17 protein-coding genes are annotated in these 16,450 nt (G+C 61.9%); 9 read left to right on the forward strand and 8 right to left on the reverse strand.

All coding sequences use genetic code 11. The features are described 5' to 3' along the window. Positions 1-8 precede the first annotated feature (8 nt). Positions 9-1,616: a polyprenol phosphomannose-dependent alpha 1,6 mannosyltransferase MptB gene (mptB, locus tag KCX59_RS01875; protein WP_179017573.1), complete on the reverse strand. Its 1,608-nt coding sequence runs from the start codon at positions 1,614-1,616 to the stop codon at positions 9-11. A gap of 187 nt (positions 1,617-1,803) precedes the next feature. Beyond that, entirely contained in the window at positions 1,804-2,679 is an 876-nt protein-coding gene (locus KCX59_RS01880) for an SGNH/GDSL hydrolase family protein (RefSeq protein WP_179017574.1), read from the reverse strand. Between the two features lie 219 nt (positions 2,680-2,898). On the opposite strand from KCX59_RS01880, the gene KCX59_RS01885 reads away from it, so the two are divergent. After that, complete coding sequence (locus tag KCX59_RS01885; protein ID WP_179017575.1) at positions 2,899-4,182, forward strand: MFS transporter; 1,284 nt, start codon at positions 2,899-2,901, stop codon at positions 4,180-4,182. Between the two features lie 77 nt (positions 4,183-4,259). Then, the gene (locus KCX59_RS01890; RefSeq protein WP_179017576.1) at positions 4,260-5,369 is read left to right on the forward strand and encodes a DNA alkylation repair protein; all 1,110 of its coding nucleotides are present in this window, start codon (positions 4,260-4,262) and stop codon (positions 5,367-5,369) included. Between the two features lie 31 nt (positions 5,370-5,400). Here the strand turns inward: KCX59_RS01890 and KCX59_RS01895 are convergent, their stop codons facing one another. Further along, entirely contained in the window at positions 5,401-6,228 is an 828-nt protein-coding gene (locus KCX59_RS01895) for a helix-turn-helix transcriptional regulator (protein ID WP_091464763.1), read from the reverse strand. Positions 6,229-6,314: 86 nt separating this feature from the next. Between KCX59_RS01895 and ilvD the strand changes: the two genes are divergently transcribed. Continuing rightward, a complete protein-coding gene (gene ilvD, locus KCX59_RS01900) occupies positions 6,315-8,177 on the forward strand; it encodes a dihydroxy-acid dehydratase (RefSeq protein ID WP_178992958.1) in 1,863 nt (620 codons plus the stop codon). 35 nt (positions 8,178-8,212) lie between these two features. Here the strand turns inward: ilvD and KCX59_RS01905 are convergent, their stop codons facing one another. Further along, positions 8,213-8,422, reverse strand: coding sequence for a hypothetical protein (locus KCX59_RS01905; protein ID WP_091464767.1), 210 nt, complete (start codon positions 8,420-8,422; stop codon positions 8,213-8,215). Positions 8,423-8,556: 134 nt separating this feature from the next. Here KCX59_RS01905 and KCX59_RS01910 point away from each other — a divergent pair, with 134 nt between their 5' ends. Further along, on the forward strand, positions 8,557-9,294 hold the full coding sequence (locus KCX59_RS01910; protein WP_179017577.1) for a GAF and ANTAR domain-containing protein: 738 nt from the start codon (positions 8,557-8,559) through the stop codon (positions 9,292-9,294). 1 nt (position 9,295) lies between these two features. Here KCX59_RS01910 and KCX59_RS01915 read toward each other — a convergent pair whose 3' ends face one another. After that, positions 9,296-10,147: a LysR family transcriptional regulator gene (locus KCX59_RS01915; RefSeq protein WP_179017578.1), complete on the reverse strand. Its 852-nt coding sequence runs from the start codon at positions 10,145-10,147 to the stop codon at positions 9,296-9,298. A gap of 86 nt (positions 10,148-10,233) precedes the next feature. Here KCX59_RS01915 and KCX59_RS01920 point away from each other — a divergent pair, with 86 nt between their 5' ends. Next, positions 10,234-11,106, forward strand: a complete 873-nt coding sequence (locus tag KCX59_RS01920) for an EamA family transporter (RefSeq protein ID WP_179017579.1) — start codon at positions 10,234-10,236, stop codon at positions 11,104-11,106. Between the two features lie 339 nt (positions 11,107-11,445). Beyond that, positions 11,446-11,826 (forward strand): META domain-containing protein, encoded by a 381-nt coding sequence (locus tag KCX59_RS01925; protein ID WP_179017580.1) that lies wholly within the window; start codon positions 11,446-11,448, stop codon positions 11,824-11,826. On the opposite strand, the gene KCX59_RS01930 is transcribed toward KCX59_RS01925, so the two are convergent. From KCX59_RS01930 to KCX59_RS01940, 3 genes are all read right to left on the reverse strand, one after another. Then, entirely contained in the window at positions 11,827-12,234 is a 408-nt protein-coding gene (locus tag KCX59_RS01930; RefSeq protein WP_179017581.1) for a DUF6855 family protein, read from the reverse strand. It abuts the gene before it with no gap. A 30-nt stretch (positions 12,235-12,264) separates the two neighbouring features. Further along, positions 12,265-13,569, reverse strand: a complete 1,305-nt coding sequence (locus KCX59_RS01935) for an MFS transporter (RefSeq protein ID WP_179017582.1) — start codon at positions 13,567-13,569, stop codon at positions 12,265-12,267. Between the two features lie 100 nt (positions 13,570-13,669). Continuing rightward, positions 13,670-13,837, reverse strand: a complete 168-nt coding sequence (locus tag KCX59_RS01940) for a hypothetical protein (protein ID WP_179017583.1) — start codon at positions 13,835-13,837, stop codon at positions 13,670-13,672. A gap of 199 nt (positions 13,838-14,036) precedes the next feature. Here KCX59_RS01940 and KCX59_RS01945 point away from each other — a divergent pair, with 199 nt between their 5' ends. From KCX59_RS01945 to KCX59_RS01955, 3 genes are read left to right on the forward strand one after another with little or no spacing between them, the layout of a single operon-like run. After that, positions 14,037-14,855, forward strand: a complete 819-nt coding sequence (locus KCX59_RS01945) for a hypothetical protein (protein ID WP_178992965.1) — start codon at positions 14,037-14,039, stop codon at positions 14,853-14,855. After that, the gene (locus tag KCX59_RS01950; RefSeq protein WP_179017584.1) at positions 14,839-15,588 is read left to right on the forward strand and encodes a LamB/YcsF family protein; all 750 of its coding nucleotides are present in this window, start codon (positions 14,839-14,841) and stop codon (positions 15,586-15,588) included. Before KCX59_RS01945 ends, KCX59_RS01950 begins: the two co-directional genes overlap by 17 nt. A 21-nt stretch (positions 15,589-15,609) precedes the next feature. Then, the gene (locus KCX59_RS01955; RefSeq protein ID WP_179017585.1) at positions 15,610-16,404 is read left to right on the forward strand and encodes a biotin-dependent carboxyltransferase family protein; all 795 of its coding nucleotides are present in this window, start codon (positions 15,610-15,612) and stop codon (positions 16,402-16,404) included. The last annotated feature ends 46 nt before the right edge of the window (positions 16,405-16,450 follow it).

Consider the following 16,450-nt stretch of genomic DNA (forward strand, 5'->3'; position numbering starts at 1 on the left):
CCAGCGCTTTAGCGGATAGTCGGAGGGCGGTGGAGCAGGCGACGGTCAGTCTGCCCCACCCAGCGCGACAGTTTGCCTTGGACCAGAAGCCTGCGGGTATGGATGTCCAGGAACACCAGGTAGAACGCGAACAGAAGCGCGATGGCGAAGGCCAACGAGGACAGGTCCACGGAGACCTCCACGAAGGACCAGACTGACAACTGGTCCTGCGCGCCGAACACCACAAAGAATGTCACGCCGACGTAGAGGCACCGCATCTGCCAGTCGTCCCTGATCCCCGTCACGGCCAGGAAGGGGACGAACCAGAGAATGTACCAAGGCTGAATGATGGGGGAGAGCAGCACGATAGCTGCGAAGGCGAGGGCCATGCGCCGCACCACGCGGGAGTGGTCTCCGCGGAACATCAGGACGAGGACCAGGGCCACCGCGCCCCACTTCATGGCCGCTCGAAGGACGTCCGCCATTGCATTGCCAGGCAGGCCCAAGGCGTTGCCGAGGAACTCGATTTGCTGGCCGAGGAATCCCGACGGCGAGTAGCCGGTGAACCCGGGAGTGGGGTCCGTGATGGCCCAGGCCCAGCCCAGGCCCAAGCCGTATGGGATGCCGCTTATCACCAGGATGGCGAAACTGATGCTCGCGGTCGCGGCCCAGATTCCAAACTTGCGCGGCCAGGACGCGCCGGCACCGGCCCACATCAGTCCGATGAAGGGTAGCAACAAAACGGTGGCCGGTTTGATCCCGATGGAAAGTGTGACCAACAGGATCCCCAGTAACGGCCGCTTGGTGGCTGCGAAGTAGGTTCCCGCTACCGCGAAGCCCACCATGATGGCGTCGTTGTGGGCGCTGGCGACGAAGCTGATGAGGAAGAGTGGATTAGCCACCGCAATCCAGAGCGCCCGGGCACCATTGATCCCGTGAAGCTCCGCGAGTTTGGGGACGTACACAACGCACAACAGCACTCCGCCGGCGGCCAGGAGCCGGAACAGCAGGACTGAGACGTCCGGCTGGGCGCCCGTAATGGCCACCACGGCGTGGGCCATCCACAAGAAGTAGGGCCCGTACGGAGTCCGGGCTTCCGCCCAGGCCGGGTCCGCACCCAAGGCGAACCAGTTGTTCAAAGCCGAGATGCCGACGTCGTAAGGGTCTTGGCCCTCCATCATCAGGCGGCCCTGGCCTATATACGCGTAGACGTCACGCGAATAAACGGGCACGGCGAACAGCAACGGAAGGGACCATGCTCCGATCGCTGCAACGATCGGTTTGAGGGAGTTCCCCTCCCAGCTGCCCATCCGTTGGCCCAACCTTAGCCAGGACCGAACCAGTACCATGGCGCCTACGGTCAAGAGGACGGCGGAGATCGTTACTCCCCAGCCCTCAGTGCGCAGGGCAATGACTATGGGGTGGCGGATCATCGGGGATCCGTTGGCGATCCATCCGATGCCAATGGACCCTGCAAACATGAACAGCGAACCGAGGAACCCCTGCAAAATGGCCGGGTACGCTACGGGCTTTGTTGCAGGAGCTGCTGGCTTTGGGGCCTTCGTCGTAGTGGAGGAAGGCTGGTTGGTGGCTGCTGAAGTGCCGGGATGCGGACTGGGGGTACTACCTGTCGTCATGACTGGTCGGTTCCCCCACTCACGGTATGGCGCTCCTAAGAAATACAACGCGGATTGATGCCGAAGAGCTTGTACTTGCGGCAAGTGAAATTTTAGCGTTCATCCAGCCAACACCACTACAGGCGCGGCAAAGGGTGACGGACTCCATAGCTGCAACACGGAGTAGTCGAGCATTTCATGCCTGGTCTCAGTCGATACGCGGGTCCAGCCCTACGTATGCCCCGGGAGGCATGCTTGCCCCAAAGACAGGGCCTGGCTCGGGTCGCTTCGGGTGCCGTCCGTCGTCGGCGTTTCGTTGCGTCAGGCGCCGCACCACCCACGGGAAGAGGTGTTCCCGAGCCCAGATGATGTCGCCCGCCCGCGCCTCACGCCAGCTCCGCTCGGGTAGGGGCTTGGGTGCCAAAGGTTCCAGGGTATGCGGAACATTGAGGGTGTCGAGCACCATGGTGGCAATGGTGTGCTGGCCCAGCGGAGAAAAATGCAGCCGGTCCGCATCCCACATCCGCGGATCCGTCAGCTGGCGCAGTGCCCAGAGGTCCGCGATGAGGGCATCATGCCGGGCCGCAATGACCCGGATGTTCTCGTTATAGATCGCCACCTTCCCGCGGGCCAAGCCCAGCACCGGGGTCGCACCCCAGTCGGGGCCGGTAAAGAGCACGATCGTGGCGCCGGTCGAGGCCAGTCTTTCCACGCCCGCGTCCAGTTTAAGGGCAAGTTTGTCCGGATCGCTCCTGTGGAACAGCAAGTCATTGCCGCCTGCGTTAAGAGTGATCAGATCTGGTTGGAGCTCGATGGCCGGACCCACCTGCTCTTCGAGAATCTCGTGAAGCAGCCTCCCGCTGATGGCCAGGTTCGCATAGGCGAAATTTTCGTGACCGGTGGCCAATTCTTCCGCGACCCGGTCCGCCCAGCCGCGGAGGCCGCCGGGGCTCCGGGGTTCAGGATCGCCCAAACCTTCGGTAAATGAGTCGCCCAAAGCCACATAACGGCACCACGGGTGCAGGCCAGCCCCGAAGCTACCGGAACCACCCTGCGCAAAACCGTTGGCGCCGGGAGCGTTCATGCCTCCATAGTGCGCCGAATTGTGGATTTTTTGTACAGCTATTGCCCTGTGGAGGCCACATCGTTCTGCCAAAGTGAATGATGCGTGGAATAGCTCATTTTATAGAATCACAGTGCTAAGATACATGGCATCAAGAAAATGAGTAATTATGCACCTCGATGGTTCCCGGACGGCATACCCTGCTTCGACTTCGAAGCCCTCACAACTTAAGGATGTCCAATGGACACGATGAGCGAACCCAAAATGCACCATGAGATCAAGCCGAATTGGTGGGTGCTTTGCCTTGCATTTGCCGCTGTAGTGCTCGACGGATATGACACCGTCGCACTCGGGGTGTCCATTCCGTCTATATCAAAGGACTGGGAAGTTGAGCCCGCCCATTTCACCCCGGCCCTCGCATTTACGAGCGCTGGGGTGGCTCTCGGTTACATGGCGGTAGGACGCTTAGTAGCAAAAATGGGCACAAGGAATGTCATCTTTTCCGCCGTTGTGCTCTTCACCGTTGGTTCACTGCTGACGGCGTGGTCAGGTTCAATAGTGGAGCTCACCATCCTTCGCTTCGTGACCGGGCTGGGGCTAGGGGCCGTGCTGCCTGCGGCCGTCTCACATGCGACCGCTGTCAATCCGTCGCGTTTGCGGCAGTCGATTGCGGTGGTCGTGATGACAGGCATTTCATTCGGAGCCCTTATCGCTGGACTCGGCGGGGGTATTGTCACAAATGCGCTCGGGTGGGAATGGGTTTTCATTCTCGGAGCCATCGCCTCAGGCGTGCTCCTGCCGTTCCTGTGGATCGGCCTATCGGGCAAACACCCTTCGATCACTCCCATGGATCCTTCAGTGGCCAAGCACCACGCCGCGGTTGCCCGCCTTTTCGATGGGCCTGTACGGAGCAGGACGCTTCTGCTGTGGTCTTTCTCATTCCTTATCTTCGCCGTTTACTACGTGTTCTCCTCGTGGCTGCCCACCCTGCTTACGAGCTACGGTTTCGGCCTTGGTCTGGCACCTTTAGGATCGGCGGCGTTGGGCGTAGGAAGCATCGTTGGCGCCTGTGTGTTGATTCTGGGATCACGTCGGCGCCGGATGACCACAGTCTTGGCCTGGACCTCAGCAGCAGCGGTTGTGTTCCTCGTCATCTCGGCATTCCTCGGTCCGGATAAGGCGCTGTTGCTGATCGTCTTCGGTGGCGTCGGTCTTGGGCTCCAAGCCGGCATGATCGGCCAGGCGGCGGTGGCGGTATCTCTGTATCCTCAAGCGACCGTGACCGCGGGAGTAGGGTGGGCAGCTTCATTGGGGCGACTCGGATCGGTAGTGGGCCCCATATTCGGAGGCGTTCTCATCGGCCTTGGAGTGGACACCGGCACCATAGTTCTCGCTGTGTGTATACCCGTGATTGTGGCTCTGGTTTTGGTGGTGATCCTAGGACGGATTACAGCCGAAAAGGCTACAGCTCCCGAATCGTCGCAGCTCGACAAGCAACCGCTCGCTTCCCCACCTGCGCGCTAGTACAACGTGGGTTACCAGCCCGCTTTTGTTGTCACTCCCATCGCCTACCATGGCAACACCGGCGAAGGAGAAAATATATGGGCGCCATGGATGAGCTGATCAATGCCAGTGTTGTCACCGAACTGCGATCCATCCTCATGAGCGCCGAACCCAACATTGAGCTGCCAACACTGGAGCGCTCACGTGACTTGCTTGGCGGGCAGCGCCTCCGGCAGCGTGTTGATGTCGTCAGGGATGCGCTCCTTGAGGACTTGCCGGCAGGCTACCTCGCTGTTGAGAAAGTCTTGCTCGATGCTCTCGACGACCCTCGGTTTACGGGATGGATGGTCTGGCCGGCAACCGAAGTCGTGACCGGGAGGGCCCTGCAGTCGGCGTCGCTCGCGGACTTTGATGCCGCTCTTGCAGTCCTGTCCCGCCTAACCAGCAGGCTAACGGGGGAGTTCGCCATCCGTGACCTCATAGCTGCCCGGCCGGAACGAGCTATCGCGACCATGCAAACCTGGACGAATCACGACGACGAAAACGTCCGCCGGCTCGCTACCGAGGGCTCTCGCGCTTACTTGCCGTGGGCCAAAAGAGTTCCCTGGCTTGTGGCCAATCCAACAGCAACGCAGGGGATCCTGGATGCCACCTATCAAGATGCCGCCGAATACGTTCGGCGTTCCGCGGCGAACCATCTCAACGATCTGAGCCGGATCGATCCGGAGCTGGTCATAGCTACTGCGCGCCGCTGGTCAGGAAAGCCGGATGCCACGACACCTAAGGTGATCCGCCATGGACTCAGGACCCTGGTCAAGCAAGGCAATCCGGATGCACTCGGCCTCCTGGGTTATTCGGGTGGCCAGCTCGTGGTTACGGAGCCTCGAATCCTCCACACTTCAGTGGCATGGGACGGAACCGTGGAATTTTCAGCCGAGGTGGTGAATGAAGGCCCCCAGCCCGCTAAAGCAGCCATTGACTATTCCATCGGTTTCCAGCGGGCCAACGGCACGGTAAGCGCTAAAACCTTCAAGCTCACGTCCCGCCGGATTGGGCCCGGTGAGACCGTCACTGTCAGAAAAACCCATTCCTTCCGCCCAATAACAACCCGGTCCTACTACCCGGGGCAGCACTACGTAGTAGTCCAGGCCAACGGCGTCGCGTCGGCGCCGGCGGATTTCGTCCTGAACAAGAGGGAGCCCAGCTGAAGGCAAGCCCCGCCGGGTCCCCTGATGTACATCAGACACCCATCAGCCGCTGCATCTGCTCGCCCGCGTCACTCCCCGGCGCCGGCGTGTAGACGACGATGTGAAGGTCGGGCCGGTCAGAGGGTGAGACCTGATGGTGCTCCATGTGCAGGACGCCAACTGCGGGGTGGTGGAACTGCCGCTCGCGGGATTCGAAGCCGAGGATGTCGTAGCGGTCCCAGCTTTCCTGGAACTCCGGGCTGGCGTCCTTAAGCCGGCCTACCTGGTACTCCACATCGGGGTCGCCCAAACGCTGCCCGGTTTCTGCCCTGAACTCAGCAAGGAAGCGCTTGCTCGTGACGTCCCAGTCGGGCAGCAGATCGCGGATGTAGGGGTCAGTGAAGACCAGCCACAGCAGGTTCCGGTCCGAGGCATCGAACGTTCCGATGTTGGGGTACAGCGCCTCGTATGCGCGATTCCAACCGGCAATGCCCCAATCCGGGGACAGTGCATAGGAAGGGTTGGGGTCCAGGGCGTCCAAAAGTCGCTGTACATGGGCCGGAGCGTCGGCCGCGACCGGTCCTTTGGGCAGGGCGGACGAGTACCCACCCAGGGAGAGCACGTAACTCAACCCGGTATCGGAGAGATGCAGCGCCCGTGCTATGGATTCAAGGACCTGCCGCGAGGGACTGATGTCACGGCCTTGCTCCAGCCAGGTGTACCAAGTGACGCTGACCCCGGAGAGGAACGCGATCTCTTCCCGGCGGAGGCCGCGTTCGCGGGAACGACCCACGGGCGGCAATCCGTAGTCCGAACGAAGGGCTTGGTTTCGGCGGGTCCTTAGGAAGAGCCCCAGTTCTTTGCGTCTCTCATCTTTCACGCACTCAACACTATTACTCTGGTACTTTCAATACTAGTAGCAGCACCGTCTTCCGCCAGCCGTAGAACAACAGCAGGATGGTAATCATGCCTGCACTTCGCTCCAGAACAGTTACCCACGGCCGCAACATGGCCGGAGCCCGCGCACTGCTGCGTGCCTCCGGTGTTGCCAACACTGATATCGGCAAGCCGATCATTGCCGTGGCCAACTCCTTCACCGAATTCGTCCCCGGCCACACCCACCTGGCCCCCGTGGGCAGGATCGTCTCCGACGCGATCCTCGCTGCAGGCGCTGTACCGCGCGAATTCAACACCATCGCCGTGGACGACGGCATCGCCATGGGTCACTCCGGCATGCTCTACTCGCTGCCATCCCGCGACCTGATCGCCGACTCCGTCGAATACATGGTCAACGCACACTGCGCCGACGCCTTGGTCTGCATCTCCAACTGCGACAAGATCACCCCGGGCATGCTGATGGCCGCGCTGCGCTTGAACATCCCGGTGGTGTTCGTCTCCGGCGGTCCCATGGAGGCCGGCCGCGTGACCCTGACCGACGGCTCGGTACGCTCCCTCGACCTGGTGAACGCGATTGCCGACGCCGTGGATGAATCCATCTCCGATGAAGACATCAACCTCATCGAAGAGAACGCCTGCCCCACGTGTGGTTCCTGCTCGGGCATGTTTACTGCCAACTCCATGAACTGCCTCGCCGAGGCCATCGGCCTGGCCCTGCCGGGCAACGGCTCCGTGCTCGCGACCCACACCGCACGCAAGGCGCTGTACGAGAAGGCCGGCGCCACCGTCGTCGAGCTCGTTAAGCGCTATTACGACGGCGACGACGACTCCGTTTTGCCGCGCTCCATCGCAACTGCCGAGGCTTTTGACAACGCCATGGCCCTGGACATTTCCATGGGCGGCTCCACCAACACGATCCTGCACCTGCTGGCCGCGGCCCAGGAGGCGGGCGTGGACTATGGCTTGGAAGAGATGGACGCCAAGTCCCGTCTGGTGCCCTGCTTGGCCAAGGTGGCTCCGAACGTCGCCGGGGACAAGACCTATTACATGGAAGACGTGCACCGCGCCGGAGGCATCCCCGCCTTGCTGGGTGAGCTGAACCGCGGCGGCCTCTTGCACAAGAACGTACACTCCGTGCACTCCAACGACCTGGATGGCTGGCTGGACGACTGGGACATCCGCGGCGGTAAGGCCACTGAGGAGGCGCAGGCACTATGGCACGCGGCTCCCGGCGGCGTTCGTTCTTCCACAGCTTTCTCGCAGTCGAACCAGTGGACCTCCCTGGACACCGACGCTGAGGGGGGCTGCATCCGATCCGTGGAGCACGCTTTCTCCAAGGACGGCGGCTTGGCTGTGCTGCGCGGCAACGTGGCAGTGGACGGCGCTGTGGTGAAGACCGCAGGCGTTGACGAGTCAATCTGGATCTTCGAAGGCCCGGCAGTAGTGTGCGAGTCGCAGGACGAGGCCGTGGAAAAGATCCTGAATAAGAGCATCAAGGAAGGCGACGTGGTGGTCATCCGCTACGAAGGCCCCAGGGGTGGCCCGGGAATGCAGGAAATGCTCTACCCCACCTCATTCCTCAAGGGCCGCGGCTTGGGCAAGAAGTGCGCCCTCATCACGGACGGTCGCTTCTCCGGCGGTACCTCGGGCCTGTCGATCGGGCACATCTCTCCGGAGGCTGCCTCCGGCGGCGCCATCGCCCTGGTGGAGAACGGCGATATTATCAGCATCGATATCACCCAGCGCTCGCTCCAGTTGCAGGTCTCGGACGAGATCCTTGCGGAACGCCGCGAAAAACTCGAGGCCAACGGCGGCTACAAGCCAAAGGACCGCGAACGCCACGTGTCTCCCGCGCTCCGTGCTTACGCAGCCATGGCCCTGTCAGCAGACAAGGGCGCCGTCCGCGACGTCTCGCTGGTGGAAAACCTCTAGGCTTCGTTTGGCGCTGAGTCACGCAGGCGGGACTCTTAAAGGGCGGCGTCGGCGCCCAAATCCTCAAGGGCCCAAGACAAGATGCGCAGCTCGAAGGGGTGCCCTTCCTGGATTTCAAATACATAGGCGTCCAGTTCAAAAATGGGGGCATTTCCGCCATGGGCCCAGTACTTGATCCAGAGGTCTTCAAGATCAATGGTCCGGCTTCGTATGAGGTTTCGCGCTGTTCGACGTGGATCTTCCATGGCAGATATCCCGCTGCAAGCGGCGGCTCGCTCCCAAGTGAACTATTCAGCTTACTTACTTTTGAACTGTACCTCCTGCTCTGTTTCCGGGGCAATGGGTGACGGGAAGCCGAAGTGTTCCTACGATTAGGCTCATGGAACCCACCGGAAATGCCGAACACATCAGAAGCCTGCATGAGCTGGTGGTCGGTAGTTCCGACATCCACGGGATTCTCAATGGCGTGACCAGCTTCGCTTGCGATGCGATGAGCAAGGTAGCCGGGGAGAACATCGACTCTGCCCTGACGTTGCGCCGGCGCAAACGAACCGCCACTGTTGCAGGCAGCAGTGAGAGGGCCGTGTATCTGGACAAAATTGAACAGCAACTTCGGCAGGGCCCCTGCCTGGAAGCCCTGGACCGTGGCCGACCTGTGCTGCTGGCGGACGTTGCCACCGACACTAACTGGCCGTTGTACAGCAAAGCCTTGGAAGCTGAGGGCGTCCACAGCGCCTTGGGCGTGCCTATGGACCTTGGGGAGACATCCGAAGCGGTTATCAACTTTTTCGCCCCTACGGCTGGAACCTTCACGGATGTTGTGATGGCTGAAGCTGCCGCTTTTGCTGACGTAGCCGGCAGTACGTTGCGCCTGGCCATCAGGATCGAAACCGTAGAGCAGCTCAATGCTGATCTGAAGACGGCGATGTCCTCCAGGACAGTCATTGATCTTGCCTGCGGCGTCATCATGGCCCAGAACCGTTGCAGCCAGGACGAGGCGTTCAGTGTCTTGACCAAAGCTTCAAGCCATCGAAACCAGAAACTTCATGCGGTCGCGTCAGAGATCATCGCCAACCTTACTGGCAGCAGTGACAACCAGCTTCGCTTTGACGACTGAGCTAGCGATACAACCCCATGAGCAGCTCGACGATCCGCTCGCGATCGCGCGGCGGATCCTTTCTGATCCAAGCAGCGTAAACCGGCACAGGAGGGGCGTCGCGCACCGGACGGTAGACGAGGCCCCTCCGCCGATATTGATGGGCGGTCGATTCGGCGGTGATACCGCGGGCCTTGCCGCTGCCGATCACGTTCAACCAGTCCTCGATGTCGTGGATGGGAATGACCTCCCGCGGACGCCCGTGTTCAGGCCAGAGTTCCAAGCTGGTGCTGCCCGTGCGAAGGTCCATCGCCACAGCCCGCTGCGCTATCTGCTCCAACGTCACTGAGCGTTTCGCGGCGAGGGGATCATCGGAGGACATGGAACAGTATCGCTTTTCCTCACCAATTCGGACATGCTCGACGGCGGCCGTGGCAGGTACGCGGCGAAGGATGGCGAAGTCGGTGGTCCCGTCGCTCAGGCCTCCGGTGGGCGTATTGGAGCGGACGAGTTGCAGTTCAGTCGTGACGAATGCAGCAGCCCATCGACGCTGGAACTCGGTGGTGTGCTCGCCCAGCGCAGACCAGGCATAGCCGATTCGAACTCGCCCGGTTCCGGCCCGGGCGTCGCGTTCGAGGTCTGCCAGGAGCGAGAGGATGCGCCGAGCTTTGGCGAGAACGCGCTCACCTGACGTGGTCAGGCTGATGCTCCGCGTGGTGCGTTCCACGAGCCTCACGCCGAGGGACTGTTCCAATGCTGCGATGTTGCGTGAAACAGCCGCTTGAGACATGCGGAGTTCGATTGCGGCGTCCGTGAAGGTACCCTCATCCATCACTGCGGCCAAGCACCGCAAATGTCTCAATTCAACGTCCATACCGCCCATCCTATTCATGCGTGCAGCGTATAAAGGTGGGTGCTCGTGCATTTAGCGGAAGTGCTGCCAAAGCGCAGACTTTCCACATGGTCCAGTCCCTCCCAGCAGGTGCCCCCGGGCAATCCCACCGCAAGGCAGGTGGAGTCGCGACGCTCATCGGGAGTGCGCTGTCCAACCAGCTCGGCGCCGCCACCGGGTCCATGGCATTCCCTACGATGGGGCCGGTTGGTGTGGTGGCGGTCCGTCAACTCGTTGCCGCCGCCGTCCTTTTACCGATGGTTCGGCCGCGGCTGCGGGACCTAAGCTGGAGGCAGTGGTGGCCGGTTCTCCTGCTGGCTGCTTCTTTCGGCACCATGAACCTGGGGCTTTACGCCTCCATCGAGAGGATCGGCCTCGGTCTGGCTGTGACGCTGGAATTCCTGGGCCCGCTCGCAGTAGCCCTGATCAGCTCCCGAAAGAAGGGCAGCGCGCTCTGTGCGGCAATGGCAGCAATCGGTGTCATCGCCATTACCCAGCCGAAAGCGTCCATGGATTTCCCAGGCATCGGCTTCGGGCTCATCGCTGCCTGCAGCTGGGCTGCATACATTCTTCTTAACCGCACCGTTGGCCAGCGAATTCAGGGCATTGAGGGGACAGCTGCCGCAACCGGGGTATCCGCAACCTTGTTCCTGCCGGTGGCGATCGTGATTTTCGTGAACCAACCTTTGGATGTTTTTGCAGTTATGTGCGCAGTGGGTGCCGGCGTTCTTGCGTCCGTGTTGCCTTACGTAGCGGACTTGATCGCACTGCGAAGGGTTCCGGCAAACCTCTTTGGTGTGCTGATGAGCATCAACCCTGTATTCGCTGCGATCATCGGCGCACTGGCCCTTCACGAGGACCTTGCCGTGGGGCAGTGGGCGGGCATTGGACTGATAGTCGCAGCAAATGCCGCAGTGCTGCTGCTGGCGCGACCGCGGTGATGCTGACCCCAGGCAGCTTTGTCAGTGAAATAATTCCCGAAACGTCGCGTCACGTTTCCGCAGGTCAAAGCACATATCCAGTGCCCATGTCGTTTGAACCGCGTACTGCGCCGTTGCCCTTTTCGGCCGCGTTGCGGTTCATCGACGGAGTTAGCAGTGATGGGTGTGGCGGGTTCTGGGGCCCGCCCGGGGCGCCATCACTGCGTAAACCGGGCTAGTGCGGTCGGTCGTCTGAGTCGCGACCGACCGCACGATCCGCGGGTACGGGTGCCATCAGATGTCTACGGGCAGTCGTCCGAACTCTGGTGAAATCCGGAGGAGTAAACCTAGACTGACCGCATGGCGCAGACCCAGACCCGCACCGTCCGCGTTGTTTCCCTTGCGTTTGTTGCGGCCGCCTTGTTGGCGGGCTGCATGGGAAGCGGCACCAGTCCTTTCGTCGGCGTCTGGGGTGACACCAGCGACCCCAAACAACCCTCCCTTGAGCTGAAATCGGATGGTAATGCGACCGGAACTGATGGCTGCAACAGGCTCATGGGTTCCTGGAAAGAGGACGGCAAAACCATCGCGTTCGGGGGGTTCGCCTCCACCCGCATGGCCTGCGAAGGCGTCGACACATGGCTGTCCAACGCCTCTACGGCAAGGATTCAGGAAGACGGAAAGCTAGCGGTATTCGGCCAGGGCGGGGAGGAGATCGGCACGCTCGCTGCCGGCAAGTAGCTACTTCGTGACTGCCCGCATGGTGTTGTTCCGCTTCTCGTGGGTGAGCTCAGCCAAGCCGAGAGCCTCCAGCAGCGGCGGCATGTACATCCCAAACCGGCCACGGTAGCCCTTACGAAGTCCGTACCAACCGCCTACGGGGTTGTCCTCACTGCGGCCCCAGGCCTCTACTGTTCCAGGAGCAGCATCCTTGCCTTCGTCCGCGGCGCCGAGGGGTACCCAATCACCCAGCTCTACGAGCCATGCGTGCAGGTCCTCAATGGCACGCAATTGGTACAGCAGTTTTGTGGAACCCACCTGGCAAACAAGGACCGGAGGATCGGCGGCCTCGTCCTTGTACATTGTGTAGTCGGACGAGCCTGGGGGAGTGGTGAGCTGCCAGGGATCGTCTTTGGTGCCAGCGGCCATGGGTAAGTCCTTCCTGAGATAGTGCACACGCTACACAGAGTCAGGCTGTGTGTCTGCAGATTCCGTGTCCACAGCGCTGGAGTGCAGGGGGTTCTCGATCTCATCGGTCATCATCCGTGCGGCGAACAGCGCCACAAAGGCCATGATGGGGCACGCCAAACCACCAATGAAGAAAATGAGCCAGATGGGGACAACCTCGGCGATCGGGCCGGCGAGAGCCATGGACACCGGCATTAGCGCTAGCGAAACGAAGAAGTCCAAGCTGGAAATTCGTCCCAACAGATGCCGTGGCACACGCCGTTGCAGCAACGTGCCCCAGATGACAGTTCCGATCCCCTCTGTGACTCCGAAGATGAGCATGGCAACGCCGAGCATCCAGAAGCTGTCCATGAAACCAATGGCGGCAACCGGCAGGCTCCCCAACCCCCATGTCACCACCATCACGGTCAGGTAGCGGCGGGGAAGGCGCAAGGACGCCGTTGCCAGTGCAGCTATGGCACTGCCGACGCCCATGATGGCCAGGAGAAAGCCGAACATCCTCGAGTCGCCGCCCAGTTGGTCCTGGACAACGAAGGGAAGCAAGACCTCAATGGGTCCGATGAGGAACAGCACGGACAGGCAAGCCCAGATCAGCGTCCACAGAAGCCACGGTGTTCGGATGGTGTAGCTGAATCCTTCACGGAGGTCCTTGAAGAGGGAGGATTTTGCCGGGGCCTCACCAGTCCCGGGGGTGTTTGGACCCAGCGTCCGGCGGCTCAGGAAGTTCACGATCCCGAACGCCAGCAAATGGCAGACAGCAACTCCTGCGACCGCGTGCGCCGGGGAAAGCGCTGCTACAAGAATTCCCGCAAGGGCAGGACCGGCCGCCTGCTGCAAGACCGGCCGTACAGTGCCTTCCAAGCCATTCGCTGCCAGAAGGTCGTCCGCAGGCAGGATTCGCGGCAGGATGGCCGAGTACGCGGGAAAGAAGAACGCCTGGCCCACTCCCAGGACGAAGGCACCGATAGCGAGGTGCCACAGTTGAAGGACATTGAACATGGCAAGTCCTGTGATCGTGGCAATGACAGCCAGATTGGCGCCTTCCACGGCGATGATCAGGAGTCTCTGCGGGAGCCTGTCTGCCGCTATGCCGCCCGCCAACACGAAACCCACCAGTCCGATGCTGGCCGCGGTGGCAACCAAGGACAGTTCCAGCGGACCGCCACCAAGATGGATCACCTCGTAGACCATCGCCACTGCCCACATGCCGGATCCGAAGATGGAAATGGACAGCGCAGAAATCAGCACCCGGAATTCCCGGTGCGCAAAGGGGCGCAGCGCTCTCAACGCGGCCATCCCACTAGCCTAGACCTGCGGAATGACGCTGTGGAAGTGTGGCTGTTGTCCCGTTGGTGGGGGTTCCGGTGACCGGAACGAAGTCCGGGAGGAAGCTAAGTTATGAAGCGCCCGACGGCGGGTCGTCGTCGTCGTCGATGTCCGGACCTTCCGCTGCGTCCTGGCTGTGGATGCCGGTATCGTGCGAAACCCAGCCTTCCGTTTCACCCTCCGCCGGAGCGTCGGTGTGGTGCCGGATGACATGCTCGGTCTTGTCTGTCGCCTTCATTACGGATACTCCCTGTCCTCGCTTGGACTGCTTCCGTGAATGCATCCCAGTCTACGCCGCAGGACCCCGGTTTTGGGGTCAGCTCTGCGCGGAATACTGTCCACATACGGCGCTGAACAGGTCTCGCAACGTGGAGGCGTGGCATAGGCTGAAGCCAGCAGTTCCCCGTGAAACGACTAACTGCCAAGGAGAGGTGAAGATGCCCAAGCGCCCCAACCCGGCGGTGAAGATCGCCCAGGAAACAGCCCATAACGCAGTGTTTGACAACGAAGGCAACGCCAAGCCCGGAGTTCACAATGTGCTGCTGAAGGCTGTCGAAGTCCAGCGACCCCTGGTCCTGGCCAACCTTCGCAGGCTCCAACGCAGGCACCCCAACGATTCACCGGCACAGCTTGCCGCCAAACTCGAGCGCCACTACCTACTGGCCATTTCCGGCGGGGGTGCAGCAGTGGGTGCTACCGCCGTGGTGCCTGGTATTGGAACCGCGGCGTCGCTGGGACTTTCCGCGCTCGCAACGGTGGGCTTCCTGGAGACCACCGCGCTGTATGCGTCGTCCCTGGCGGAGCTCCACGGCATCCGGCTCACTGACCCTGTGCGTGCCCAAACCATGGTTATGGCCATCATGCTGGGCGAGGAAGGCACGTCCATGCTGGGCGCCCTGAGCGGACAATCGCTAGGACGCGGTAAGGGCGTGACCAACGCCTGGGGCCGGACGCTTACCAAGAAGATTCCCGGAAGTGGCTTCGGTGTCATCCGCGACTCCATCCAGCGCGCATTCCTGAAGAACCTCCTGAAACGCCAAGGTACCGCGTTCCTCGGCCGCGCCCTGCCGTTCGGCGTCGGCGCCGTGGTGGGTGGTGCGGGCAACTTGATGATGGGCCGTGCCGTGGTCTCCACCGCGAAGGAAGCTTTCGGCCCGCTGCCGGACACTATCCCTGGCGAATTGCTCCCAAACGCACCAAAGAACGTCTTGGACAACACGACGCTGGAAGGCGGTAACGGTGGATCTGAACGCTGACCTGGGGGAGTCATTCGGCTCCTGGACCATGGGAGACGACGCCTCGATGTTCCGCATCGTGAGCAGCGCCAACGTGGCCTGCGGCTTCCACGCCGGTGATCCCCTCACCATGCTGGACAGCTGCCGTGCGGCGTTCGAGCTGGATGTCCGCGTCGGTGCGCATGTTGGGTACAGGGACTTGGCCGGCTTCGGCCGGCGCTCCCTGGATATGACCTTTGACGAGTTGTTCGGTGACGTTCTCTACCAACTTGGCGCCCTCGACGGCATGGCCCACGCGGTCGGAGCTTCGGTGGATTACGTGAAGCCCCACGGTGCGCTTTACAACAGGATCGTTCGGGACGCCGAGCAGGCGGAAGCCGTAGTGGCCGCCGTCCACGCTTACGATCCCGGGCTGCCGGTCCTGGGTTTGCCGGGCTCGGCGTGGCTGAGGCTTGCTGAGGAATCCGGGCACCCGGTGTTCCGCGAAGCATTCGTGGACCGCGCCTACCTGCCCGACGGAACGCTGGTACCGCGCACGCAGGAAGGCGCCGTGCTGCATGACCCGGACGCCGTGGTGGCCCAGGCCGTGCGTCTCGCAACACGCAAGGAGGTTCTGGCCATAGACGGAACCGTGGTGCCAGTGCTAGCCGACTCGTTGTGCATCCACGGCGATACACCCGGTGCGGTAAACATGGCTGCTGCCGTGAGGGAGGGCCTTGAACACGCCGGCGTTCAGATTGAAGCGTTCGCCTAAAGCTCTGACTGGGGAGGCCCTATGGGTGCGGTAGTGGTGGAGCCGGGATCGGCCACGTTGGTTCTCGGCCCGGAGCAAGTACTGGACCGCGCGTCCATGCACATGGCCAATGCCCTACTGGGTAACCCGGACTCCGCGGCCGGACTTGAGGTGCTGTTGGGTGGGTTGAAGTTGAGGTTCGTCACGGGGTCGGCCGTGGCAGTCACCGGGGCCGAGGGCATGGTGAGACTCAACGGCAACGAACTGCCCTTCAACAAGGCTGTACGGGTGGCGCCCGGCGCAGTGCTTGAGTTCGGCCCAGCCCTGTTTGGTCTGCGATATTACGTGGGGGTCCAAGGCGGCATTGCGGCCCAGGAAGAGCCGCTGCGAGCTGGTGCGGCGCTGACATTTGGTCGGCCGCACGGGCACCGTTTCCCCGAGGTGGCGCACCCTGCGCGGCGTGCTTTGGACCCGGAACGTCCTGTGGTTGCCAGAGTTTCGCGCGGACCCCAGGCTCGGGATTACGACGCCGGTACGTGGCTTCGGCTGACCAGCGAACCATGGATTCTCTCGCCGGACTCGGATCGGGTAGGTGCGCGTTTGGCCGGCCGGCCGCTTGATGTTGCAGCGGCCTCTGAGGATGCCGGCGGTGAAGCACCCCAACCCCGGCCGCTGGTATCAGGCTCCGTCCTGTTACCGGCGTCGGGCCTTCCGGTTATCGCGTTGGCCGCCCACCCGGATACTGCAGAGTCACCGGTGATCGCAGTGGTCCGGGACGAGGACCTGGACTTGATCGGACAAGCAAGGCCTGGTCAGATGGTGCACCTGCTGGGCTGAACGGGAGAAGAGTTCTACGCTGAACCTGTTCATACTCTCGAAGAGA

The sequence above is a fragment of the Paenarthrobacter nitroguajacolicus genome, from assembly GCF_051027655.1.
Taxonomy (GTDB): domain Bacteria; phylum Actinomycetota; class Actinomycetes; order Actinomycetales; family Micrococcaceae; genus Arthrobacter; species Arthrobacter nitroguajacolicus.

What these genes read in the sequence shown, in the direction of transcription:
- KCX59_RS01885 (WP_179017575.1), top strand. Translation starts at nt 2,899, where the DNA reads ATGGACACGATGAGCGAACCCAAAATGCACCATGAGATCAAGCCGAAT.
- KCX59_RS01945 (WP_178992965.1), top strand. Translation starts at nt 14,037, where the DNA reads ATGCCCAAGCGCCCCAACCCGGCGGTGAAGATCGCCCAGGAAACAGCC.
- KCX59_RS01940 (WP_179017583.1), bottom strand. Translation starts at nt 13,837, where the DNA reads ATGAAGGCGACAGACAAGACCGAGCATGTCATCCGGCACCACACCGAC.
- KCX59_RS01935 (WP_179017582.1), bottom strand. Translation starts at nt 13,569, where the DNA reads ATGGCCGCGTTGAGAGCGCTGCGCCCCTTTGCGCACCGGGAATTCCGG.
- KCX59_RS01925 (WP_179017580.1), top strand. Translation starts at nt 11,446, where the DNA reads ATGGCGCAGACCCAGACCCGCACCGTCCGCGTTGTTTCCCTTGCGTTT.
- KCX59_RS01880 (WP_179017574.1), bottom strand. Translation starts at nt 2,679, where the DNA reads ATGAACGCTCCCGGCGCCAACGGTTTTGCGCAGGGTGGTTCCGGTAGC.
- KCX59_RS01905 (WP_091464767.1), bottom strand. Translation starts at nt 8,422, where the DNA reads ATGGAAGATCCACGTCGAACAGCGCGAAACCTCATACGAAGCCGGACC.
- KCX59_RS01955 (WP_179017585.1), top strand. Translation starts at nt 15,610, where the DNA reads ATGGGTGCGGTAGTGGTGGAGCCGGGATCGGCCACGTTGGTTCTCGGC.
- mptB (WP_179017573.1), bottom strand. Translation starts at nt 1,616, where the DNA reads ATGACGACAGGTAGTACCCCCAGTCCGCATCCCGGCACTTCAGCAGCC.
- ilvD (WP_178992958.1), top strand. Translation starts at nt 6,315, where the DNA reads ATGCCTGCACTTCGCTCCAGAACAGTTACCCACGGCCGCAACATGGCC.
- KCX59_RS01915 (WP_179017578.1), bottom strand. Translation starts at nt 10,147, where the DNA reads ATGGACGTTGAATTGAGACATTTGCGGTGCTTGGCCGCAGTGATGGAT.
- KCX59_RS01930 (WP_179017581.1), bottom strand. Translation starts at nt 12,234, where the DNA reads ATGGCCGCTGGCACCAAAGACGATCCCTGGCAGCTCACCACTCCCCCA.
- KCX59_RS01910 (WP_179017577.1), top strand. Translation starts at nt 8,557, where the DNA reads ATGGAACCCACCGGAAATGCCGAACACATCAGAAGCCTGCATGAGCTG.
- KCX59_RS01890 (WP_179017576.1), top strand. Translation starts at nt 4,260, where the DNA reads ATGGGCGCCATGGATGAGCTGATCAATGCCAGTGTTGTCACCGAACTG.
- KCX59_RS01920 (WP_179017579.1), top strand. Translation starts at nt 10,234, where the DNA reads ATGGTCCAGTCCCTCCCAGCAGGTGCCCCCGGGCAATCCCACCGCAAG.